This window comes from Streptomyces sp. NPDC054849, assembly GCF_053610945.1.
Map to the genome: position 1 here is coordinate 53,779 of NZ_JBSGZI010000030.1, position 21,451 is coordinate 75,229.

The 21,451-nt window shown below is 73.5% G+C and carries 23 protein-coding genes; 14 read left to right on the forward strand and 9 right to left on the reverse strand.

Going from position 1 to position 21,451, the window contains the following annotated elements; translation table 11 throughout:
* Positions 1-61: 61 nt before the first annotated feature.
* A complete protein-coding gene (locus ACWGIF_RS16130; RefSeq protein ID WP_453497096.1) occupies positions 62-649 on the reverse strand; it encodes a rhomboid-like protein in 588 nt (195 codons plus the stop codon).
* Between the two features lie 203 nt (positions 650-852).
* Between ACWGIF_RS16130 and ACWGIF_RS16135 the strand changes: the two genes are divergently transcribed.
* Together ACWGIF_RS16135 and ACWGIF_RS16140 are read left to right on the forward strand one after the other, a co-directional pair.
* Positions 853-1,494 carry a hypothetical protein gene (locus ACWGIF_RS16135; RefSeq protein WP_453497099.1) on the forward strand — a complete coding sequence of 214 codons (642 nt, stop codon included), beginning with the start codon at positions 853-855 and terminating at the stop codon, positions 1,492-1,494.
* 64 nt (positions 1,495-1,558) lie between these two features.
* Complete coding sequence (locus tag ACWGIF_RS16140) at positions 1,559-3,118, forward strand: PepSY-associated TM helix domain-containing protein (protein ID WP_453497101.1); 1,560 nt, start codon at positions 1,559-1,561, stop codon at positions 3,116-3,118.
* Between the two features lie 71 nt (positions 3,119-3,189).
* On the opposite strand, the gene ACWGIF_RS16145 is transcribed toward ACWGIF_RS16140, so the two are convergent.
* Both ACWGIF_RS16145 and glnII read right to left on the reverse strand, forming a co-directional pair.
* The gene (locus ACWGIF_RS16145; RefSeq protein WP_453497104.1) at positions 3,190-3,810 is read right to left on the reverse strand and encodes a winged helix-turn-helix domain-containing protein; all 621 of its coding nucleotides are present in this window, start codon (positions 3,808-3,810) and stop codon (positions 3,190-3,192) included.
* A 425-nt stretch (positions 3,811-4,235) separates the two neighbouring features.
* Positions 4,236-5,255, reverse strand: a complete 1,020-nt coding sequence (gene glnII, locus ACWGIF_RS16150; protein ID WP_453497107.1) for a glutamine synthetase — start codon at positions 5,253-5,255, stop codon at positions 4,236-4,238.
* A 211-nt stretch (positions 5,256-5,466) separates the two neighbouring features.
* On the opposite strand from glnII, the gene ACWGIF_RS16155 reads away from it, so the two are divergent.
* Entirely contained in the window at positions 5,467-6,387 is a 921-nt protein-coding gene (locus ACWGIF_RS16155; protein ID WP_453497152.1) for a Gfo/Idh/MocA family protein, read from the forward strand.
* A gap of 21 nt (positions 6,388-6,408) precedes the next feature.
* Here the strand turns inward: ACWGIF_RS16155 and ACWGIF_RS16160 are convergent, their stop codons facing one another.
* The 3 genes from ACWGIF_RS16160 to ACWGIF_RS16170 form a co-directional block, all read right to left on the reverse strand.
* Positions 6,409-6,939, reverse strand: a complete 531-nt coding sequence (locus tag ACWGIF_RS16160) for a hypothetical protein (protein WP_453497110.1) — start codon at positions 6,937-6,939, stop codon at positions 6,409-6,411.
* A 188-nt stretch (positions 6,940-7,127) separates the two neighbouring features.
* Complete coding sequence (pdxR, locus tag ACWGIF_RS16165) at positions 7,128-8,516, reverse strand: MocR-like pyridoxine biosynthesis transcription factor PdxR (RefSeq protein WP_453497113.1); 1,389 nt, start codon at positions 8,514-8,516, stop codon at positions 7,128-7,130.
* On the reverse strand, positions 8,513-8,947 hold the full coding sequence (locus ACWGIF_RS16170) for a MarR family winged helix-turn-helix transcriptional regulator (protein ID WP_453497155.1): 435 nt from the start codon (positions 8,945-8,947) through the stop codon (positions 8,513-8,515). The genes pdxR and ACWGIF_RS16170 overlap by 4 nt, the downstream gene beginning before the upstream one ends.
* A 95-nt stretch (positions 8,948-9,042) precedes the next feature.
* Between ACWGIF_RS16170 and ACWGIF_RS16175 the strand changes: the two genes are divergently transcribed.
* Both ACWGIF_RS16175 and ACWGIF_RS16180 read left to right on the forward strand, forming a co-directional pair.
* A complete protein-coding gene (locus ACWGIF_RS16175; protein ID WP_453497116.1) occupies positions 9,043-9,897 on the forward strand; it encodes an alpha/beta fold hydrolase in 855 nt (284 codons plus the stop codon).
* 65 nt (positions 9,898-9,962) lie between these two features.
* Positions 9,963-10,817, forward strand: a complete 855-nt coding sequence (locus ACWGIF_RS16180; protein ID WP_453497119.1) for a class I SAM-dependent methyltransferase — start codon at positions 9,963-9,965, stop codon at positions 10,815-10,817.
* A 46-nt stretch (positions 10,818-10,863) separates the two neighbouring features.
* Here ACWGIF_RS16180 and ACWGIF_RS16185 read toward each other — a convergent pair whose 3' ends face one another.
* Positions 10,864-11,247, reverse strand: coding sequence for an ArsC/Spx/MgsR family protein (locus ACWGIF_RS16185; RefSeq protein WP_453497122.1), 384 nt, complete (start codon positions 11,245-11,247; stop codon positions 10,864-10,866).
* Between the two features lie 107 nt (positions 11,248-11,354).
* Between ACWGIF_RS16185 and ACWGIF_RS16190 the strand changes: the two genes are divergently transcribed.
* Complete coding sequence (locus tag ACWGIF_RS16190) at positions 11,355-11,606, forward strand: hypothetical protein (protein ID WP_326591204.1); 252 nt, start codon at positions 11,355-11,357, stop codon at positions 11,604-11,606.
* Positions 11,607-11,691: 85 nt separating this feature from the next.
* Here the strand turns inward: ACWGIF_RS16190 and ACWGIF_RS16195 are convergent, their stop codons facing one another.
* The gene (locus ACWGIF_RS16195) at positions 11,692-12,777 is read right to left on the reverse strand and encodes a PP2C family protein-serine/threonine phosphatase (RefSeq protein ID WP_453497126.1); all 1,086 of its coding nucleotides are present in this window, start codon (positions 12,775-12,777) and stop codon (positions 11,692-11,694) included.
* 185 nt (positions 12,778-12,962) lie between these two features.
* Here ACWGIF_RS16195 and ACWGIF_RS16200 point away from each other — a divergent pair, with 185 nt between their 5' ends.
* The 3 genes from ACWGIF_RS16200 (at position 12,963) to ACWGIF_RS16210 (ending at position 16,235) form a co-directional block, all read left to right on the forward strand.
* A complete protein-coding gene (locus ACWGIF_RS16200; RefSeq protein WP_453497158.1) occupies positions 12,963-13,655 on the forward strand; it encodes a VIT1/CCC1 transporter family protein in 693 nt (230 codons plus the stop codon).
* A 264-nt stretch (positions 13,656-13,919) separates the two neighbouring features.
* Positions 13,920-14,807: a TIGR01777 family oxidoreductase gene (locus ACWGIF_RS16205; protein ID WP_453497129.1), complete on the forward strand. Its 888-nt coding sequence runs from the start codon at positions 13,920-13,922 to the stop codon at positions 14,805-14,807.
* Positions 14,808-14,963: 156 nt separating this feature from the next.
* Positions 14,964-16,235 carry an FAD-dependent oxidoreductase gene (locus ACWGIF_RS16210; protein ID WP_453497132.1) on the forward strand — a complete coding sequence of 424 codons (1,272 nt, stop codon included), beginning with the start codon at positions 14,964-14,966 and terminating at the stop codon, positions 16,233-16,235.
* Between the two features lie 171 nt (positions 16,236-16,406).
* Here ACWGIF_RS16210 and ACWGIF_RS16215 read toward each other — a convergent pair whose 3' ends face one another.
* The gene (locus ACWGIF_RS16215) at positions 16,407-17,846 is read right to left on the reverse strand and encodes a regulator (protein ID WP_453497135.1); all 1,440 of its coding nucleotides are present in this window, start codon (positions 17,844-17,846) and stop codon (positions 16,407-16,409) included.
* Between the two features lie 173 nt (positions 17,847-18,019).
* Here ACWGIF_RS16215 and ACWGIF_RS16220 point away from each other — a divergent pair, with 173 nt between their 5' ends.
* The 5 genes from ACWGIF_RS16220 to ACWGIF_RS16240 all read left to right on the forward strand — a co-directional run bounded on the left by ACWGIF_RS16220 (position 18,020) and on the right by ACWGIF_RS16240 (position 21,395).
* Complete coding sequence (locus ACWGIF_RS16220) at positions 18,020-18,352, forward strand: hypothetical protein (protein WP_453497137.1); 333 nt, start codon at positions 18,020-18,022, stop codon at positions 18,350-18,352.
* Between the two features lie 88 nt (positions 18,353-18,440).
* The gene (lipB, locus tag ACWGIF_RS16225; protein ID WP_453497140.1) at positions 18,441-19,241 is read left to right on the forward strand and encodes a lipoyl(octanoyl) transferase LipB; all 801 of its coding nucleotides are present in this window, start codon (positions 18,441-18,443) and stop codon (positions 19,239-19,241) included.
* A 110-nt stretch (positions 19,242-19,351) separates the two neighbouring features.
* Positions 19,352-20,299, forward strand: a complete 948-nt coding sequence (lipA, locus tag ACWGIF_RS16230) for a lipoyl synthase (protein WP_453497143.1) — start codon at positions 19,352-19,354, stop codon at positions 20,297-20,299.
* Between the two features lie 189 nt (positions 20,300-20,488).
* Entirely contained in the window at positions 20,489-20,686 is a 198-nt protein-coding gene (locus ACWGIF_RS16235) for an SCO2195 family GlnR-regulated protein (RefSeq protein ID WP_030707544.1), read from the forward strand.
* A gap of 10 nt (positions 20,687-20,696) precedes the next feature.
* Positions 20,697-21,395: a DUF4191 domain-containing protein gene (locus ACWGIF_RS16240; protein ID WP_326591216.1), complete on the forward strand. Its 699-nt coding sequence runs from the start codon at positions 20,697-20,699 to the stop codon at positions 21,393-21,395.
* Positions 21,396-21,451 lie beyond the last annotated feature (56 nt).

Sequence of the window (21,451 nt, forward strand, 5' to 3'; positions counted from 1 at the left end):
CGGCGGGCGGTGGGCGATCGTGCAGCGGTGCCGTGACGCGATCATGCGACCCTGCGGCGATTCATGCAATTTTCGGATGTTTCGCCCGGGAAAGACAATCGAGGGCCAGTGAGACCCCGACGCCGATCCCGAGCGCCGCCAGATGTCCGGCGTCCGTGAACGTCCGTCCGCGCTTGACCACCGGCGCCGCGATGAGCGCCAGCAGCCCCGCCCGGGCGGCCGTACGGACCGCCCCGCGCGGCAGGGCCGAGGTCAGCACGCCCAGTACGGCGTTGAATCCGTAGCTGGTCCCCACGTCCAGGGCGCTGCGGATCCGCGGATCGGTTGTCCTGCGCAGGGCGCCGTAGACGAGGAGGGTCGCCGTGGCGTGCCCGAACAGGAACGCAGCAGCCGTCCACCAGGCGCCGTACGCGTACTCGGCGTACCCGAGGACGGCGGCCAGCAGCAGCGCGTAGGGCAGGGGCATCGGTTCCTCGACGACGAAAGCGCTGCTCAGCAGCGTCTCCCAGCGCCCGGCGGCGAGATTGTCGACATTCGTCGAGCAGTCCCGGAGCAGCTGCTCCCGCTCGGCCGCGCCCATCCGTTCCAGGGCGTACGCCCCGAGCTGGACGCCGCCTGCGTACACCGCTCCCAGTGGAATTGGATTCACCCGTCCATGATCGGATACGGCCCCGTGGCGGACATCACCGGGCCCCGTGCGAACATGACCCGGCCATGTCCGGAAGATCCGCGCCGATGCGCGCCCCGCGGGCCGCGATATTCGCGGCGTTGTGTGTCGCTTTGGGTTCGGTGGGGCATTCGTACATGTCCGGGATGGATGTCCCCTTCTCTGGCCTTCTGGGTGCTTTCGGGGTGACCGGCGGGCTCGCGTGGCTCGCCGCAGGGCGGCGCCGGGGCCCCGCCGGCATCACGGCGGCGGTGCTCGCCGTACAAGGGGTGCTGCACCTCGTCTTCGCCGGGAGTCGGGCGGCCCAGTCCGTCGGCGCTCCCTCGGCGATGCAGGGTCACCACCACACGCCTGCCGCGGTCACGGGTCTGATGGCCGCCGAAACCCCAGGCCTCGCGAGCCCGACCGACACGCCTGCCGGCGCCGGCATGGCCGACATGGCCGAGATGGCTGAGATGGCCGGCATGGAGGGCGTGACGGACGTGGTCGGCACGGCCGGTCACGGCGGCGCGGGGATGATCGCCGCGCACGTGCTCGCCGCGCTGCTCTGCGCCGCCTGGCTGGCGCGGGGCGAGGCCGCCGTCTTCCGGCTGGCCCGGGTCCTGGGAGCCGCCGCGCTGCACGCGGCCCGGCCGCTCTCCCGCGCGCTCGCCCTGGTGCGGACGCGGGTGGCCGTCGTACCGGCCCCGCCCGGCTTCCGCGCCCCGTACGAGCGGCCGCGCCGCCTGCGCGGTGCCGTGCACGCCCATGCCGTGGTGCGCCGCGGGCCGCCCCGTAGCGGTCCGGTCCACCGCTCCACGGCCCCCGGCCGTCCTGTCCCCGCCTGACCCGGCGAGGGGGCGAGACCTGGGGCCGCAGTTCCCCATGTCTTCGCCAACAGCTAGGACCCACATGTCTCTTGACGAGGTTCAGGACGTCCGCACCCCGGACGCCGTCCGCACCCCGGACGCCGTCCGCACCCCGGACGCCGTCCGCACCCCGGACGCCGCCCGGATCCCGGACACCGACCGCATGGACGCAGATCCGGCCGGAACAACCACGAGCCGCGGCGGCTGGGCCGCCCTGCGGCCGCTGTTCCTGCGCATGCACTTCTACGCGGGCCTGCTCATCGCCCCACTGCTCTTCCTCGCCGCCGCCACGGGGCTGCTCTACGCCGCCTCCTGGCAGGCCGAGAAGATCATCTACGTCGACGAGCTGACCGTCGCCCGCGTAGGCGAGAGCCTGGTGCCGCTCAGCGCCCAGGTCGAGGCCGCCCAGAGCGTCGCGCCCGAGGGTGAGGTCGTGTCCGTGTGGCCGGCGCCCGACGCCGAGGCCACCACCCGGGTGATCATGGAGCGTGAGGGCCTCGCGGAGGGCGAGACCCTCACCGTGTTCGTCGATCCGTATACGGCCGAGGTGCGCGGGCAGCTCACCACCGCCGGTGACGCGCTGCCGCTGCGGGCCTGGCTGAGCGAGTTCCACTCCAGCCTCCAGCTCGGGGAGTTCGGCCGGAACTACAGCGAGCTCGCCGCGAGCTGGATGTGGGTGGTCGCACTCGGCGGCCTCGCCCTGTGGATCGGTCGCCGCCGCAAGCGGAGGTCGCAGCTCGTCGTCCCGGACCGCAAGGCCGCCGGCCGTCGCCGGACCCTGTCCTGGCACGGGGTCGTCGGGATCTGGTCGGTCGTCGGGCTCGTCGCCCTCTCCGCCACCGGCCTGACCTGGTCCAAGTACGCCGGCGAGAACATCGGACAGCTCCAGGACCGCCTCGGCGGGGCCACCCCCGGCGTCTCCGCCGAGCTGAAGCCCGGTGGCGCCGACGCCGGCGGGGACGAGCACGCCGGACACACCATGCCGGACGGCGAGCAGATGCCTGCCGCGCAGGCCGGGGCCGACGTCGGCCTCGACAAGGCCGTGGCCGCCGCCCGCGTCGCCGGGGTCACCGAGGAACTGCGCGTGACCCTTCCCTCCGGGGGCAAGGGCTACGTGATCAAGGAGCAGGACAAGCAGGTGCCGGTGCACCTGGACGCGGTCGCCATCGACCCCGCGGACGGCCGGGTCATCGACGAACTGCGCTTCGCCGACCACCCCCTGCTCGCCCAGTCGACGCGCTTCGGCATCGACCTGCACATGGGCAAGACCTTCGGGATCGCCAACCAGATCGCCCTGGCCGCTCTCGCCGTCGCCGTGATGTTCCTCGTCTTCTGGGGCTACCGGATGTGGTGGCTGCGCAGGCCGACGAAGGACCGCAGGCTGTCCGTGGGCCGCGCGCAGCCGCGCGGTGCCTGGCGGAAGCTGCCGGTGACCACCGTCCTGCCGCTGGTCGCGGTGACCGCCGTGGTCGGCTGGTTCATCCCGCTGCTCGGGATCAGCCTGGTCGCCTTCCTCGCGGTCGACGTGGTGCTGGGCTTCGTGGCGGGCCGTCGGGCCGGGGCCGCGGCCCCGGCCGGCCAGGCGGGCGCCCCTCAGCCGTAGGCGTGGTGAACGCGGCGGGCCCGTACTCCCCAGGGGGGTACGGGCCCGCCGTCGTCTGTTCGACCGGCCGGTCAGGGGGTGTACTTGTAGCCGACCCGGCGCACCGTCTGGATCGCACCGCGGTGGGAGGCGCCCAGCTTGCGGCGCAGCCGGGCGATGTGGACGTCCACGGTCCGGCCGTCACCGACGTGGCCGTAGCCCCAGACCGTGGTGACCAGCTGGTCCCGGCTGTGCACCCGGTGCGGGTGCTGCACCAGATGGGCCAGCAGCTCGAACTCCAGGTACGTCAGGTCGAGTACCCGGCCGTCGACCTCGGCCGTGCGCTGGGCCGCGTCGATGCGGACCAGCCCGTCGGCTGGGGCGGCGGGGGCGGCGGGGGCGGCGGGGTCCGGGGCTGGGGCGGCCGGGGCCGGTGGGACCGCGGTGGTCACCGCGTGCGGGGCGAAGGCGGTCGGAGGCTGCTGGTCGGCCGGTACGAGCACCAGATAGCCGACCATCGGGGGCCGGCCGGGCAGCGCCGGGAGCGTGTGCTGGGGCGCGGGCAGCCAGGTGGCCCCGGGCGGGAGGAGGTCCACGACTCGGGCCACCTCGTCCCGGTCCACGGAACGCAGCCGGTGGCGCGGGCTGGGCGGATAGGTCAGGGAAGGGGTCGCAGCGGAGGCGGCGGAGGAGAGGGAGCGGGTGTTCGCCATGAGTGGTCAGCTCTTTCACGCGGAGTGGTCGGCAGGAGACGTGCGTACGTCGTCGATGTCGATACCGCGCAGACCGAAGGCCCCGGGGCAGGTCGTTCGGGTGGTCCCGGAGGCGTTAGAGGGCCGGCGCGTTCTTCGCGCGGCGACACTCCCGGTCGAAGTCATGATCCTGACGGGAGGGCCAGAACGGCTCGAGGTCGCTGCGACCTGACGAGGTGTGCGAATGGCTGGCCATGGCCCCATTCAAGCAGACGCCACCCCGCCGGGGCAGGCGGCGTCTCACTTTGTGGATCGGAATCTCATATTCCTCCACCACGGCTCCATCAATCCGGGACAAAAGGCAACTCCTCGGCGCAACGCACAACGCCCGCCGGGCCTTGGGGGCTCGGCGGGCGTCGGTCGGGGTGGTGCGGAGCGGCGGGTCCTTAGACCAGGCCGTCCTTCTCCAGGCCCGTGCAGCAGGTGTCCGTGATGAGGCGGGTCACCACGTACGGGTCCACGTTCGCGTTCGGGCGGCGGTCCTCGATGTAGCCCTTACCATCCTTCTCCACCTGCCACGGGATGCGGACGGAGGCGCCGCGGTCCGAGACGCCGTAGCTGAACTCGTTCCAGGGGGCGGTCTCGTGCAGACCCGTCAGGCGCTCGTCGATGCCGGCGCCGTAGTTCTTCACGTGGTCGAGCGGCTTGCTGCCCTCGCCCAGCGCCTCGCACGCGGAGATGATCGCGCGGTAGTCCTCACGCATCGCCTTCGTGGAGAAGTTGGTGTGCGCGCCCGCACCGTTCCAGTCGCCCTTGACCGGCTTCGGGTTCAGCGTCGCGGAGACGTTGAAGTCCTCGGCGGTGCGGTAGAGCAGCCAGCGCGCGATCCACAGCTGATCGGAGACCTCCAGCGGACCGACGGGGCCGACCTGGAACTCCCACTGGCCGGGCATGACCTCGGCGTTGATGCCGGAGATGCTCAGGCCCGCCGCGAGGCAGTGGTCGAGGTGCTTCTCCACGATCTCACGGCCGAAGATCTCGTCCGAGCCGACACCGCAGTAGTAGCCGCCCTGCGCGGCCGGGAAGCCGTTGACCGGGAAGCCGAGCGGGCGGGTGCCGTCGAAGAAGGTGTACTCCTGCTCGATGCCGAAGATCGGCTCCTGAGTGGCGAACTTCTCGGCGACCGGACGCAGCAGCGCGCGGGTGTTCGACTCGTGCGGGGTCATGTCGATGTTCAGGACCTCGCACAGGACGAGGACGTTCTCGCCGCCGCGGATCGGGTCCGGGCAGGAGAAGACCGGGTTGAGCACGCGGTCGGAGGCGTGACCCTCGGCCTGGTTCGTGCTCGATCCGTCGAAGCCCCAGATCGGCAGCTCGGCGCCGTCCGCCAGGACCTTCGTCTTGGAGCGAAGCTTCGCCGTCGGCTCGGTGCCGTCGATCCAGATGTACTCAGCCTTGTAGCTCACGGGCCCCATCCTCAGACTCTGCGGGTGCTGCTGGTCGCTGCTTCATCGCTGCGGTGATGACCGCAGCGTGCCCGCCCGCGATTTCTCTTCCGTTGCCCGTGTGTGAACCCCGTGTTACCGAGGTTTGCGCCGCAGGTCGGCCGGGTTGTGCGGACGGCAGCGGGTTGGTCGCGGAACGCCCGTCCAGGTGGGGCAAACTGACCCCGTGAGCATTTCGTCTGATTTGAACCCTGTAGGAGAGGCCCGCCCCCGGGTGGGGCTGCTGGGCACCGGCCCCTGGGCGCACCGCACCCACGCCCCCGCCATCGCCGCGCACGCCGGCTCCGACTTCGCCGGTGTGTGGGGCCGCCGGCCCGAGGCCGCGGCCGAGCTGGCCCGCGCGCACGGCGTGAAGGTGTACGAAGACCCCGACGAGCTGTTCGCCGAGTGCGACGCCGTCGCCTTCTCCCTGCCGCCCGACGTGCAGGCCCCGCTCGCCGTGCGCGCGGCCGCCGCCGGCTGCCACCTGCTGCTCGACAAGCCGGTCGCGACGACGCCCCTGTATGCCCGGGCCGTCGCAGACGCGGTGGCGCGGCACGAGGTCGCCTCCGTCGTCTTCCTCACCCTGCGCTTCGCCGAGCCCACCGCCGCCTGGGTCGAGGAACAGGCGGGGCGCCCGGGCTGGTTCACCGCGGCCGCCCACTGGCTCGGCGCCGTCTTCCCGCCCGACGGCACGCCCAGCGCCTACGCCGACTCCCCCTGGCGCAAGGCCAAGGGAGGGCTGTGGGACGTCGGCCCGCACGCGCTCTCCGTCCTGATCCCGATCCTCGGCGAGGTGACCGGGGTCAGTGCCACCCGGGGCCCCTCCGACGTGGTCCAGCTGGCATTGCGGCACGCCTCCGGCGCCGCGAGCACCGTCGTGCTCAGCCTGGGCGCGCCGCGCGCGGCCGCCGGGGTGGGGCTGGAACTGCGCGGCACCGAGGGCGTGTTCCAGCTCCCGGGCTGGAGTGACGTGCCGGGCGCCTACGGACGCGCCCTGGACGCCCTGCTCGCCGCGGCCCGGACGGGCGTTCCGGATCCCCGTGGCGTGGAGTTCGGGGCCCGGCTGACGGAGATCCTGGCGGAGGCGGAGGCGCAGCTCCCGGAGGTGTGACGGTCGGGCGGTACGGGGGCGTCACTTGATGAGGGCGTTGGCCACGATGATGGCCAGCCCGATCGTGGCGTCCGCCATGCCGATCAGCAGGGCCGAGCCGAGCCGGTAGCCCACGCGGAGCGCCACGAACGATCCCCAGGCGAACAGCAGGGTGGTGTTCAGCCCGAGCCCGGCGGCGGTCACCGCGTACGAGTCCCAGCCGACGACCCCCGCCACGACCAGCAGCAGGACGGTGGGAAGAGCGGCCGCGATCACCGGCCACTCGTTCCGGAGCGCCTGGGCCAGCATGCGCCACCGGTGACCGGCGGAGCCGTGATGGGAGGCCATGTGGTGCGAGTAGCCGTGCGCGAGCCCGGCCGTGGCCGCCGTCACGAACACCCAGCTTGCGTCGTAGAACGGGGTGAACTCCTCGCCCTGCTGGTCCAGCGCGGCCAGCAGCGCACTGGCCAGGACCGTCCCGTACACCCCGCCGAACATCCAGTCGGCCGCTCGCCGGGAGCGCGGGAACGGACGCCCGGGGGTGCCGGCCTGTGGCTGCTGCTGCTCGTTCACTGCAGGTCCTTTGGTGTGATACGTCCTCTTTGGTGCTCCGGTCACCCTACGAGGTGACAGAGGGGGCGGAGGTGAAGAGCGGACCAGAAAGCCGAAGATCATGCCGAGGCGCGCCGTGGACGTACCGTGCCGGACCGGTGATCGGGTTCCGGATCCGGCCATGCCCACGGGGCGTGGTGTCCGGTCCCCTACCTCGTCGCCCGGTGGGTCACCTCCGCCAGGGCGCTCAGAGCCTGGGCGAAGGCCGCGTCCGGGGGCGCCGCGTAGCCGACGACCAGGCCTTCGCGCGGTGGGGCCGGGTCGGCGGGGTGCTGATAGGACGAGAGGCCGTCCAGGGCCAGGCCGGCGGTCCGGGCCGCCGCGAGTGCGCGGATTTCGCGCCCCGAGGGCAGTTCCAGCACGGCGTGCAGTCCGGCCGAGATGCCCGTCACCCGGGCCTTCGGGGCGCGGGCGGCCAGAACGGAGACCAGCTGGTCGCGGCGGCTGCGGTAGCGCAGGCGCATCCGGCGGACGTGGCGGTCGTACGCACCGCAGTCGATGAAGTCGGCCAGGGCCAGCTGGTCCAGTGTGCTCGCCCAGGACTCCCGCAGGCCCTTCGCCGTCAGGATCCGGTCGACCAGGTGGTCCGGGAGGACCAGCCAGCCCAGGCGGAGGGCGGGGGACAGGCTCTTGCTCAGCGACCCCGCGTACGCCACGTGTCCGGGGGCCAGCCCCTGCACGGCGCCGACCGGCTTGCGGTCGTAGCGGAACTCGCCGTCGTAGTCGTCCTCCACGATCAGGCCGCCGGTGGCGCGGGCCCACTCCACGGCGGCGGCGCGCCGTGTGGGCAGCAGGCGGCCGCCGGTCGGGAACTGGTGCGCCGGTGTGAGCAGCAACGTACGGGCCCGGGAAGGGAGTTCCGCCGTCCGGGCGCCGTCCTCGTCGACCTCGACCAGGTGCGGGCGGACCCCGGCGGCCTGCAGGATGCCGTGGTGGAAGGGGAGCCCGTACGACTCCACGGCCCAGTCCCGTGGCCGGACGGACGCCAGGAGCCGCAGGCCGTTGGCGAAGCCGGAGCAGACCACGATGTTCTCCGGTCCGGTGCGCACGCCCCGCGCCCGGGACAGGTAACCGGCCAGGGCCCGCCGCAGCTCGGGGCGGCCCCGCGGATCGCCGGGCCCGAAGGCCTCGGTGGGCGCCTCGGCCAGGGCCCGCCGGGCGCTGACGGCCCAGGGGCCGCGCGGGAAGGAGGCCGGGTCGGGTTTGCCCTGGAGCAGGTCGTGACGGGGCCGTTCGAGTGCGGGCCCGGCGGGGGCAGCCGGTCCGTGCGCGGGGGCCACCCCCTCGGCGACCCGGGTGCCGGAGCCCTGCCGGGCGGTGAACCAGCCCTCGGCGACCAGCTCGGCGTACGCGTCGGCGACGGCGTTGCGGGCCAGCCCGAGGTCGGCGGCCAGCGTCCGGTACGGCGGCAGCCGCGTCCCGCCGACCAGCCGTCCGCTGCGCACGGCGTCCCGCAGGGCCTGGGCGAGGGCGGTCCGCCGGGCGCCCTCGGCGGGGAGTTCCAGATGCAGGTCGGCGCCCGACCCGGGGGCGGTCACGGGCGCGCCTCCGGTGCGAAGACCGTGTGGGCGGCCGTCAGGAAGCGGCGGACGGTGTCCCGTTCGGCGGGGTCGAAGGCGTCCAGCACGTCGAGCACCCCGTCGATCAGGGGCCCGAAGAACTCCCGGCCCAGGCGGATCGCCTGCGGCTCGACGCGCAGCAGGACGCGGCGCCGGTCGTGGTCGTCGCGGATCCGCGCCACGTGGCCGAGCCGTTCGAGGCGGTCGATCACGGCAGTGGTGCCGGCCGAGTTGAGGCCGAGCCGGGCGCCGAGCAGGCCGGCGGTGGCCGGCTCGACCGCGCGGGCCGCGTCCAGCAGGCAGATCAGGGCCCGTACGTCGGTGGGGTGCATGCCGTTGCGGGCGGCGAACTCCGCTTGGCGCAGGCCGAACTCGACGGTCACCGCCCGCAGCAGATGCACGAGTTCCATGGTTCCGGCTTCCCGGTTGTCGTCCACATCGCCTCCGGCCTAATATCGCTCGTTGAGCGAGATTATCGCCCAGCGAGACATTGGAGTCGACTGCCATGTCCCCTGCCTCTTCCCCCGCGTCCTCCTTCCTCGCCGCCTACGACGAGGTACTCGGCCGGTGGCCCCGGCCCGTCGAGACCGTGGACCTGCCCACCCCGTACGGCGTCACCCGCGTCAACAGCTGCGGGCCGGCCGGCGCCCCGCCGCTGGTGCTGCTGCACGGAGGCGGGGCCACCTCCACCGTGTGGGGCGCGTGCGCCGCCGCCGGGACCGCGCGCAGCCACCGGCTGCACGCCGTGGACCTGGTGGGGGACCCGGGGCTCAGCGTCCCCGCCGCCGGGCGGGCGATCCGGGCCCCCGGGGACCTGGTCGGCTGGCTCGACGCGGTCCTCGACGGGCTCGGCCTGCACGGGCCGGTGGTCCTCGGCGGACACTCGTACGGGGCCTGGATCGCCGCCCATTACGCCGCCCGGCGGGCCGCCCGGCTCGGCCGTCTCGTGCTGCTCGACCCGACCCAGGTCTTCACCGGGCTCCGTCCCGGTTACGTGCTGCGCGCGCTGCCCATGCTGGTGCGGCCCACCCCGGAGCGGATCCGCCCCTTCCTCGCCTGGGAGACCCGCGGCGCGGCGCTCGACCCGGCCTGGCTGCGGCTGCAGGACGAGACCGCCGGCTTTCCCGCCGTCCGGCCGGTCACCGGACCGCGCCCGGACCTGGCCGGGCTCGGAGAGCTGCCGGGTCCGCGGGTCGACATCCTCTTCGCCGGGCACGCCCGCTGCCACGACTCCGGCCGCGCGGCCCGGGCCGCGCGTGAGGCGCTGCCGGGTGCGCGCGTCGACGTACTGCCCGGCCTCTCACACCACGCACTGCCCCTGACGGCCGCCGACACGTTCGCACGGTGGCTCGCCGACTGAGGCGTGGCCTGGACGGGCCAGCGCGCCATCGCGGTATCGACCGGAATCACCTGTATTTTCCTGGCATGTCCGCCACCCCAGCCGTCGCGGCCACTCCCGTCGCGTCGCCGCCCGTGCCCGCTCCCACGCCCGCTCCCACGCCGCACCCGTCACGCCTGCTGTACGACGCCTGCCCGCTGTGCTCCGCCCCCGAGATCTCCTCGCTGAGGACCGGCGACTGCTCGCGGCACCCGCTCTACAAGCCGGTGATCGCCCCGACCATGGTCTGGATGCGCTGCGCCGCCTGCGGACACGTCTTCACCGACGGCTACTTCTCGGACGAGGCCTCGGCGGAGATCTTCACCGCGACCAACCCGAACCAGCAGCCGGGCGCGGCCTTCGAGCAGAACCGCTACCTCTCGGCGCGCATCGTGGAGCGCGTCGCCCGGTACGTCTCCGACGGCTGCTGGCTCGACGTCGGCTTCGGCAACGGATCGCTGCTGTTCACCGCCGAGGAGTGGGGGTTCGAGCCCCAGGGCCTCGACCTGCGGCCTTCGACCGCAGAGGGGCTGCGCCGGCTCGGCGTCGAGGCGCACTGCGCCGACCTCACGACGCTCGACGCACCCGGCCGGTACTCCGTGATCAGCCTGGCCGACGTGCTGGAGCACATGCCGTATCCCGGTCAGGGCCTGGCGGCCGCGCGCAGGCTGCTGCGGGAGGACGGTGTGATCTTCGCGTCGATGCCCAACTACGACTGCGCGGTCTGGCGGCTGCTGGACGCGACCGACGCCAACCCCTACTGGGGGGAGCTTGAGCACTTCCACAACTTCAGCCGCCGGCGCCTCTACGAGCTGCTGGACGAGCACGGCTTCGAGCCCCTGCACTACTCGGTCAGCGAGCGCTACCGGGCATGCATGGAGGTGATCGCGCGCCGCGTGTGAACGGTACGCCGCGTCCGTGGGTGCCGGAGCGGGACGGGCGCGCGGCTCAGGCCCGGTCCACGCCCCGGCGGGACAGGGCCTCGCGGACGGCCTCCTCGGAGCGGGCGACCACGGCCGTGCCGTCCTCGGCGGTGATGATCGGGCGCTGGATGAGCTTCGGGTGTGCGGCCAGGTGGGCGATCCAGAGCCCGCGCGCGGCGTCGGTCTCCTCGCGCGGCAGGTCCCGTACGCCGGTCTCCCGGGCCAGCGGGTCCGATGTGCGGGTGATGTCCCACGGCTCCAGCCCGAGACGGCCGAGCACCTCGCGGATCTCGTCCTCGGAGGGCACGTCCTCCAGGTAGCGGCGCACGGTGTAGTCGGCGCCCTCCGCGTCCAGCAGGGTCAGCGCGCTGCGGCACTTGGAACAGGCGGGATTGATCCAGATCTCCATGCCGCCCAGCGTACCCAGGGCCCGTCTGGCCAGGGGCTTCTGTCAGTGGTCCCCGGTAAAATCGAGGAAGAACGACAGGAAGCCAACTACCGTTTGGGAGGCTGTAGATGGCCACTGCCACCACCGTCCAGCCCGTCAAGAAGAAGCCGCTGCCGGCGGGCCTGCCCCGCGAGTGGTACGAGAGCCACAACCGCCGTCTCAAGGCGATGCGGCTGGCGATATCCCTGCTCGATTCGGGGACCTACGACGCTCGGCGCGCCACCAACCGGAAGATCCGGACGATGGCCGTCCGGACGGGGATCCACCGGCCGTCCAACGTCACCTGCAAGATGGTGCGCGCGTTCATCGACGAGTCGTAACGGCTCGTCACCGCACTCCGGGGCCCCGGCCGACCGCTCGCGGCCGGGGCTGCCGAGGCGGGGGCGGGGGAGCGAGGCGGCCGGGTCATCCCTGTCCGTCCAGGGAGAGCAGCAGCAGGGCCACGTCGTCGCGCGGACCGCCGTCCGTGAAGGCCGCAAGGTCCCGCCACACCGCCCCGACCAGTCCCCCCGGGTCCCGGGTCAGTACGGGCACCCGGGCGGCCAGGGGGTAGAAGTGCCCGGTCGCGTCCCGGGCCTCCGTCACGCCGTCGGTGTGCAGCAGGAGCTGGTCCCCGGGCCGCACCGCGAGCTCCGCCACCGCCGGCGGGGTCGGCCCCGCGAGCCCCAGGCCCAGCGGCGGGCCGGGCTCCGCGCCCACCTCCTCCACCGCCGTCCCGCGCAGCCGCAGGACCGGCGGGTGCCCGCACGACACGATCCGTACGAGGTCCAGCCGGGGCGGGAACTCCAGCAGCACCGCCGTCGCGAACAGCTCCGGGTGCTCGACGGAGGCTGCCGCCGAGTCCGCCAGCAGCCGCCGGTCCAGCCGGGCCGCGACCGCCGCCAGCCCGGCGTCGTCGAGCACGCCCTCGCGGAAGGCCCCGAGGAGGGAGCCCACCGTGGCCACCGCCGCCAGGCCGTGTCCCTGTACGTCCGCGACCAGCGCCCGTACCCCGTACGGCCCGGCCCGTACGTCGTACAGGTCGCCGCCGACCAGGGTGCCGTGCTGCGCCGCCCGGTAGAGACCCGAGCAGCGCACCGGACCCACCCGTTCCGGAAGCGGCGGGAGCACGGCCAGCTGCGCAGCCTCCGCCACGGTCCGCACGCTGACCAGCTGCGCGTCCCGGCGCTGCCGGACCCAGGCGATCACCACGCTCAGCAGCCCGACCACGGCCACCGTCGCCAGGTCCGTGCCCCGGGCGCGGGCGACGCCGAGCTGGTGCACCCCCAGCAGCAGGAGGACGACGGCGGCGAAGACCGCGGTCCCGCCCGCCCCGTAGGCGAAGGCGGCCACCGCCGGCAGAGCCGCCAGGAAGTAGCCGAGCTCCACATCGCCCGGGGTCAGCGCCTGCGCGAGAACCAGCGCCACCAGGGCCACCGCCGGAGCGATACGGGCCCACCGCGGCGGTGGCTCCCCGCGCAGCCAGCCTGGCTCCTCGCGTCCGCGTCTCACCCTTCCACCCTGGTACCGGGGCCGGGCCCGCGCACCCCGGACCGGCCCGCCGGGTGGCCACGTCCGGCTGCGGCCCCGACAGTGGGGGCGTGACGGGAAACGAAGGCGCGCCGAAGGGGCCGGGCCGGGCGCACATCGAGGCCCACGGCGCGGGTGGCGGTGCGGGTGGCGGTGCGGGCGGCGGCGTGGGCGGCGGAACGCAGAGCGCGGAGATCAGCACACGGCTGAACTGGCTGCGTGCGGGAGTGCTCGGCGCCAACGACGGGATCATCTCCACCGCGGGTCTGGTGGTCGGCGTGGCCGGGGCCACCACCTCCCGCCCGGCGATCCTGGCGGCGGGTGTCGCCGGGCTGCTGGCGGGCTCGCTGTCGATGGCGGCCGGGGAGTACGTCTCCGTCAGCTCCCAGCGGGACTCCGAACGGGCCGCGCTCGATCTGGAACGCCGGGAGCTGGCCGAGGAGCCGGAGGCGGAGCTCGACGAACTCACCGAACTGCTCGCAGCGCGAGGGCTGAGCCGAACGGTGGCCCGGGAGGCCGCCGAGCAGCTGACGGCGCGGGACGCGCTGCGGGCCCACGCCCGGGTGGAGCTCGGGATCAATCCGGACGAGCTGGCCAATCCGTGGCACGCGGCCTTCGCCAGCCTCGTCGCCTTCACGGTGGGGGCGCTGCTGCCGCTGCTGGCGATCGTCCTGCCGGAGGCGTCGGAGAGGGTGCCCGTGACGGTGGCGGCCGTGCTCGCCGCGCTCACGCTGTGCGGGGTGGTGAGTGCGCGGCTGGGAGGTGCGCCGGTGGGGCGGGCGGTGCTGCGCAACGTTGCCGGGGGTGCGCTGGCGATGGCCGTCACCTACGCGGTGGGCACGTGGCTCGGCACCGCGTGACCGCGTCGGGCGTGCGGGCGGGCAGCGGGCTCCGTACGGCACCGGGGCGCTGACCCGCGCGGACCCCGCGCCTCACACGCCGGCGGGGCCGGACTGGTCAGCCCGTCCGGCGTTTGAGGACCGGGTCCGGGCGGAGCAGGGGTCTTTCCGCCCCGCCGGCGATCGAGGCACGGGCGCGCGGAGCGCCGTGGAGTGACGCCCGCCCGTCAGGGCACGCGCCCCGAACGCGCCGAGCCCGCGGCGGCGACCCGGCAGGATGGGGGCATGCGTATCGCAGTCACCGGGGCGACCGGGCTCATCGGCAGTGCACTCGTGCGGTCCCTGCGGGCGGACGGCCACCAGGTGGTGCGTTTCGTGCGGCGGGAGCCCGTCCGCGCGGACGAGGCGCGGTGGGATCCCGCGCGCGGCTTCGTCGACCCCGGCGGGCTGGCCGGCTGCGGGGCCGTCGTGCACCTGGCGGGGGCCGGGGTCGGGGACCACCGGTGGACCGCCGCGTACAAGAAGGAGATCCGGGACAGCCGGGTGCGCGGGACCGCCGCCCTCGCACAGGCCCTCGCCGCGCTCGACGAGCCGCCCGCCGTGCTCGTCAGCGGTTCGGCGGTCGGGTTCTACGGGGACACCGGCGAGCGGGCGGTGGACGAGGACGCCCCCGCCGGGCCCGGCTTCCTGCCCTCGGTCTGCGTGGAGTGGGAGGCGGCGGCCGCCCCGGCCCGGGAGGCCGGGATCCGTACCGCGTTCGCCCGTACCGGCCTGGTCGTCGCCCGGGAGGGCGGGGCCTGGGGCCGGATGTTCCCCCTCTTCCGGGCCGGTGTCGGCGGCCGGCTCGGCAACGGCCGCCAGTACTGGTCGTACATCTCTCTCCGGGACGAGATCGCGGCCCTGCGCCACATCATCGACACACCCGGCCTCTGCGGCCCGGTCAACCTCACCGCCCCCGAACCGCTGACCAACCGCCAGGTCACCGCGGCCATGGCCCGGGTGCTGCGGCGGCCCGCGCTGCTGCCCGTACCGGCCGTGGCCCTGCGCGTCTACCTCGGGGAGTTCTCCGAGGACGTGCTGGGCAGTCAGCGGGCCCTGCCCGCCCGGCTGCTCACGTCCGGCTTCACCTTCCGCGATCCCGGCATCGAGCAGGCCATCCGCGCTGCGCTCTGAGGTCCGTGTGCGACCGCCGTGCGACTGTTCGTGACCCGGATGCGACCGTTGTGCGACCGGAGTCGACCGTAATACCCCGCCGAACTCGGGTTCCCCTGGAGCCGGTTGAGGGAAGGAGGATCCCCACACAGCCGCGCCGACCTCGGGGAGGGGCACGTGCTCAGCAGCGCACACCATGCCGCACACCATGCGGACGTCGTCATCGTAGGAGCCGGAGTCTCAGGACTCGCGGCAGCGCACCACCTGATCGCAGCAGGTGTCACGGTCACCGTCCTGGAGGCCGCGGGCGACCCCGGCGGACGGATGGCCACCGAGTCGGCCGACGGATTCCGCCTGGACCGGATCGGCCAGTTGCTCAACACCTCGTACACGGAACTCGAACGCACCCCCGGACTCCAGACCCTGACCCTGCGCCCCTTCACCGCAGGGGTCCTGGTCCACACCGACGGCAAACAGCTGCGGGCCGGGGCCCTGACCCCGGCCCGGGCCCTGGCCAGTGGCTCCCTCGATCAGGCCCGGCTCAGCGCCGCCCTCGGCCGGCTCGCCGCCCTGCCCGAGGACAGGCTGCTCGCCCGTCCCGAACGCACCGCGCACGCCGCCCTGCGCTCCCGGGGGCTGCCACCGCGCACCCTCAACGGGGTGCTCCGGCCGCTGCTCGCCGCCCTGCTCCGCGACCCGGATCTCACCACCTCCAGCCGGGTCGCCGACCTCGCCCTGCGCACCTTCGCCCGCGGCCGCCTCGCCGTGCCGGAGGGCGGCGCGGCGGCCTTGCCCGAACTGCTCGCCGCCACCCTGCCGCCCGGCACCGTCCGTACCGGGGTCCGGGTCAGGTCGGTGGCCACCAACCTGGTCACCACCGGGGAACACGGCGACTTCCGCTGCCGCTCCGTCCTCCTGGCCACCGGCGCCCGCGCCGCCGCCGAGCTCCTGCCCGGCCTGCGCGTGCCCGCCTTCCACGAGGTCACCGTCCTGCACCACGCCACCGCCGCCCCCCTGCCACGGGACGGCTCGCTGATCCTGGACGGGGACCCGCGGTGGCCCGTCTCCCACACCGCCGTCATGAGCGCGGTCGACCCGACGCGGGCCCCGGCCGGCCGGAGCCTGGTGACCAGCACCGTGCTCGGCCCGCCGCCACCGCTGCGCACGGTCGCCTCGCGCCTCGCCCGGCTCTACGACACCGCCACCCGGGAATGGGAGCTGCTCGCCGTCCACCACACCCCTGAGGCCGTCCCCGCCATGCCCCCGCCCCACGACCTGCGGCGCCCGGTACGGGTGCTGGCGGGGTTGTACGTGTGCGGGGACCACCGCGACACCAACACCGTCCAGGGGGCCCTGCACTCGGCCCGCCGCGCCTGCGGGGCCGTCCTGCGTGACTTCGGCATCCCGCTTCCGGTCACCCCGGAGCCGGCGCTTCCGGTGGCGGCCTGAGAACCCCGTACGACACAGGGGCCCGGCCCGCGTCGCGGATCCGGGCCCCTGCCGTGCGCCGCGGACCCGGGGCCCGTCTGTTGGCCCGTGCCGGTCCCCGCCGGTCCCGTCGGCCTTCCCGCCGGTCCGGCCGGTTGCGCCGGTCCGGCTCCCGGTGGCGGAGCCCGCCTCTCAGGACAGGGCCGCCACCCGGTCCCGGTACGTCCGCACGGCCGAGGCGTCCCGGTACGGCTCCAGCCGCCGCTCGAAGTCCCGTACGTACTCCACCGCGCGCACCGACCGCATCTCCATCGCCTGCTGCGCCGCCTCCGCGCCCAGCGCGCACGCCTGGTCCAGCTCGCCCAGCCCCAGCCGTGCCGTGGCCAGCACCACCCGGCAGAACAGCCGGGACCGCGCGTACCCCGGCGCCCTCAGCTGCAGGGACCGCTCCGCGTGCTGCGCCGAGGCCCGGTACTGCTGGAGGTCCCGGTGGCAGTGCCCGAACTCGTCCGCCAGCTGCGCCTCGTCGTAGAACCGGGCCCAGTGCGGCACGTCGTCCCCCGGCCGGGCGGCCCCCAGCGCGCGCTCCGCCCGCACGAGGGAGGCCGTCGACGCCCGGACCTCGCCGAGGACCGCGTGCCCGCGCGCCTCCGCCGAGTGCAGCAGCGCCTGCACCACGGGCGGCGGACCGGAGCCGACGCCCTGCTGGGCCACCCGGGCCAGCTGCACCGCCTCGCGGCCGTGGCCGAGGTAGACCGCCTGCCGGCTCATGGTGACGAGCACGTACGAGCCGTAGGGGCGGTCCGCGGCCGCCTGCGCGAGCCGCAGGGCCTGCACGAAGTACCGCTGGGCGAGCCCGTGCGCGGCGATGTCGTACGAGGTCCAGCCCGCAAGCCGGGTCAGGTCGGCGGCGGCCGAGAACAGCCGCCGCCCGGTGGTCTCCCCGTACGTCCCGCGCAGCATCGGCTCGGCCTCGTGCTCCAGATACCGCACGAGCGCCTGGCGGGCGTGCCCCCCGCCGTAGGCCTGGTCCAGGGTCTGGAACAGCTCGCTCACGGATCTCAGCGCCGCGATGTCGCCGCCCGTCACCCGCTGCCCGGGCCCCCGGTCGATCTGCCGCTGCCGGGGGACCGAGGCCCGGCCCTGCAGGGGGACGCGGGCAGCCGCCGGTTCCGCGCCCCGGCTCACCCTCTCGTCGGCCCGCCCGATCAGCCAGTCCCGGCTCGGCACGACCAGCCCGGCCGGGGTGAAGGCGATCTTCCGCAGCTCCGCGTGGGAGCCGGAGTCCTTGCGCCACAGGCCGCTCGCGATGTCCACGGCCTCCTCCGGGGTGGCCGCGAACTCCAGCCCCGCGTACACGGGCGCGCAGGCGTCCAGGCCCAGGTCCTGCGCGGAGAGCCGCCGCCCGAGGCGCCGGGTGAAAACCTCGGCGATCAGTGCGGGGGTGGTTCCGCGCGGCTGCTGCCCGCGCAGCCACCGGGTCACGGAGGTCTTGTCGTACCGCAGATCGAGACCGTGTTCCAGGCCGAGCTGATCGACGCGGCGGGCGAGCCCGGCGTTGGAGAACCCGGCTTCCGCGATCAGCGCCGCGAGCTGCCGGTTGGGGACGCGCTGGGCAGGTCGTTCCGTCATCGGCTCCACGGTCTCCTGACGTGACGGACCGGAGTCCCGGCCCTGTGAACGGCGTGAATGTAGCGGCGAACTTCGCTCATGCCGCCCTCTCTGTCCCACATTCATCCGATCGTGTGCAGAATGGGTGGGGCCCTTTACGGACGGCCCCCCTCCGCCCACATAGGCTGCCGTTCATGACCCCTCGGCCCCCCAGGGCGCACCTCCCCGAGGAGCGAACCGAATCCACCGCCCCGCTGCCCCCGCCCGAGCTGACCGAGGCGGAGTGCCGGCGCTGCGGCACGTACATCGCGGGGCTCGACGGGCGGTACGCGTGCGGGGTGTGTGGCTGGGTCAACGACCACTCGGAGGGCCACCGGCGGCTTCCGCGCGCGGACGAGGACCCGGACCGGCCGCCGAGGGGCCGGCGCCGGCCGAAGCAGCTGCCGGGGCCCCCGCCGGAGCCGGAGCCCGCAGCGGACCGGCCGACCGCCGATCAGCCGCCTGACCAGCCCCCGAGGCGAGCCTGACCGGGGCCCTGAAGGGGACCGTAGGGGTCGCCGTACCCTTGCTCGGGGAAGTACGTGCACACAGCAGGTTCAACGAGGAGGCGCTGCGGTGGCTGAGCTTGGGTTTGTCCATCTGGGCTTCGGGCCGGAATCCGTCGAGTACACCCGGGCCTGGGAAGAGCAGCGCAGGGTGCACGCGGCCCGCTTCGCGGACGAGATCGAGGACACCTGCCTCCTGCTGGAGCACCTGCCGGTCTACACCGCGGGCCGGCGCACCGACCCCAGCGAGCGCCCGCTCGACGGCACGCCCGTGGTCGACGTGGACCGCGGCGGCAAGATCACCTGGCACGGCCCGGGCCAGCTGGTCGGTTACCCGATCATGAAGCTGCCCCGCCCGGTGGACGTGGTCGCCCACGTCCGCCGCCTGGAGGAGGCGCTGATCCGCACCGCCGCCGAGTTCGGCCTGGAGACCACCCGCGTCGAGGGACGCAGCGGCGTCTGGGTGCTCGGCGACCCCGTCGAGGACCGCCCGAAGATCGGCGGTCTCTCCCTGGACTTCGACCCGCGGCTGCACGACGAGGAGTTCGACGCGCGGCTCAACGGGCCCGAGTACGCCCCGTCCAACGCCGGCCAGCGCCGCGAGGACCGCAAGCTCGCCGCCATCGGCATCCGCGTCGCCAAGGGCGTCACGATGCACGGCTTCGCGATCAACGTGAACCCCGACAACACCTGGTTCGACCGGATCGTGCCCTGTGGCATCCGGGACGCGGGTGTGACCTCGCTCTCCTACGAGCTGGGCCGCGAGATCTCCATCGCCGAGGTGCTGCCCGTCGTCGAACGCCACCTGAGGGACGTGCTGGAGCACGCGGAGCTGCGGCCCCGGGAGACGGAGCCGGCCGCGGGCGCCTAGCGGCCGGGGAATGCGGTCGGCCCCTCGCAGGTTGGCCGACGTAAGAGCGTACGAAATTACGGGCGTACCCTGGTGGGCGCCCGAACAATCGAAGTCACAGGGAGCCGGTCGTGTCCGCAGTCGCACCCGACGGACGCAAGATGCTGCGCCTGGAGGTCCGGAACAGCCAGACCCCCATCGAGCGCAAGCCCGAGTGGATCAAGACCCGGGCGAAGATGGGTCCCGAGTACACCAAGATGCAGGCCCTGGTGAAGGGCGAAGGACTGCACACGGTGTGCCAGGAAGCCGGTTGCCCCAACATCTACGAATGCTGGGAGGACCGCGAGGCCACCTTCCTCATCGGTGGCGACCAGTGCACCCGGCGCTGTGACTTCTGCCAGATCGACACGGGCAAGCCCGAGGCGCTGGACCGTGACGAGCCGCGCCGCGTCGGCGAGTCCGTGGTCACGATGGACCTGAACTACGCCACCATCACGGGCGTCGCTCGCGACGACCTGGCCGACGGCGGCGCCTGGCTGTACGCGGAGACCGTGCGCCAGATCCACCAGCAGACGGCGGGCCGCGAGACCGGCCACACCAAGGTCGAGCTGCTGGCCCCCGACTTCAACGCGGTCCCGGAGCTGCTGGAGGAGGTCTTCGCCTCCCGCCCCGAGGTCTTCGCGCACAACGTCGAGACGGTGCCGCGGATCTTCAAGCGGATCCGCCCCGGCTTCCGCTACGAGCGCTCCCTCGAGGTGATCACCAAGGCCCGCGCCTACGGCCTGGTCACCAAGTCGAACCTGATCCTCGGCATGGGCGAGGAGCGCGAGGAGGTCTCGCAGGCCCTGAAGGACCTGCACGAGGCCGGCTGCGAGCTCATCACCATCACCCAGTACCTGCGGCCCTCGCCGCGGCACCACCCCGTCGAGCGCTGGGTGAAGCCGGCCGAGTTCGTGGAGCTGGCGAAGGAGGCCGAGGAGATCGGCTTCTCCGGTGTGATGTCCGGTCCCCTGGTCCGGTCCTCCTACCGCGCGGGACGTCTCTACCAGCAGGCGATGGAGAAGCGCGCGACCGTGTGAACTCGCGCACAGACTTTACCAGTCGGTAACACCGCATCGGCGCGGCCCCTAGGCTCTTTTCAGGAAGAGCCCGGCGGGCCGCGTCAATGTTTCATCACGTTTGACCGCCCGGTCATGCGGTAGTAACACCAGTCAGTGACGATTGCTCCACGCACCGCACTCATCGGCACCGTGAAAGGGATCGACATCATGCAGGCCGCGCCCGTACGCGCCATCGCCATCCCCTCCGTCTCCGACGCCTTCCGGGGCATCGAGTCGCTGCTGATGAGCGGAGCCCGCCGCAACGCCTGGACGGCGGTCCTCGAGGATCGCCGCAGGGCCAAGGACCGGGTCGAAACCGAACACGTACTTGAGGCCGCGGCTACCCGAACCCCGCAGGCCACGTAAACTTCTTTTCATGGCGAGGAAGTCAAACGCAGAGACTGCTGCGAACCCCGGGCGACTGAAGCAGATCGCCCTGACGTACAAGATGACGCGCAAGGCCGACCCGAAGGTCGGTCTGATCGTCGCGGGCGTGGGAATCGTCACCTTCGGTGTCTTTCTTGCGATCGGCTTCCTGATCGGCCACGAGATCTACCTGGGCATCCTGGGCTTCCTCGTGGCGTTCCTCGCGATGGCGATCGTCTTCGGACGACGGGCCGAGCGGGCTGCCTTCGGGCAGATGGAGGGACAGCCGGGTGCGGCCGCGGCCGTACTGGACAACGTGGGACGGGGCTGGACGACCACCCCGGCCGTCGCGATGACCCGGCAACAGGACATCGTCCACCGGGCCGTCGGCAAGGCCGGTGTGGTGCTGATCGCCGAGGGCAACCCGAACCGCGTGAAGCCGCTGCTCGGGAACGAGAAGAAGAAGCTGGCCCGGATCATGCCGGACGTGCCCGTGCACGACTTCATCGTGGGGACGGGCGAGGGCGAGGTGCCGCTCAAGAAGGTGCGCACCACCCTGCTCAAGCTGCCGCGCGTGCTGACCGGCCCGCAGATCACCCAGGTCAACGACAAGCTGCGTGCCATGGGCGATCTCATGAGCAACATGCCGCTGCCGAAGGGCCCGATGCCCAAGGGCATGAAGATGCCGCGCGGCGGAAAGATGCGCTGACCCGCTCAGCCGATTTTCGTATACGACACAGGGGCGCCTCCCGAACCGGCCGGTTC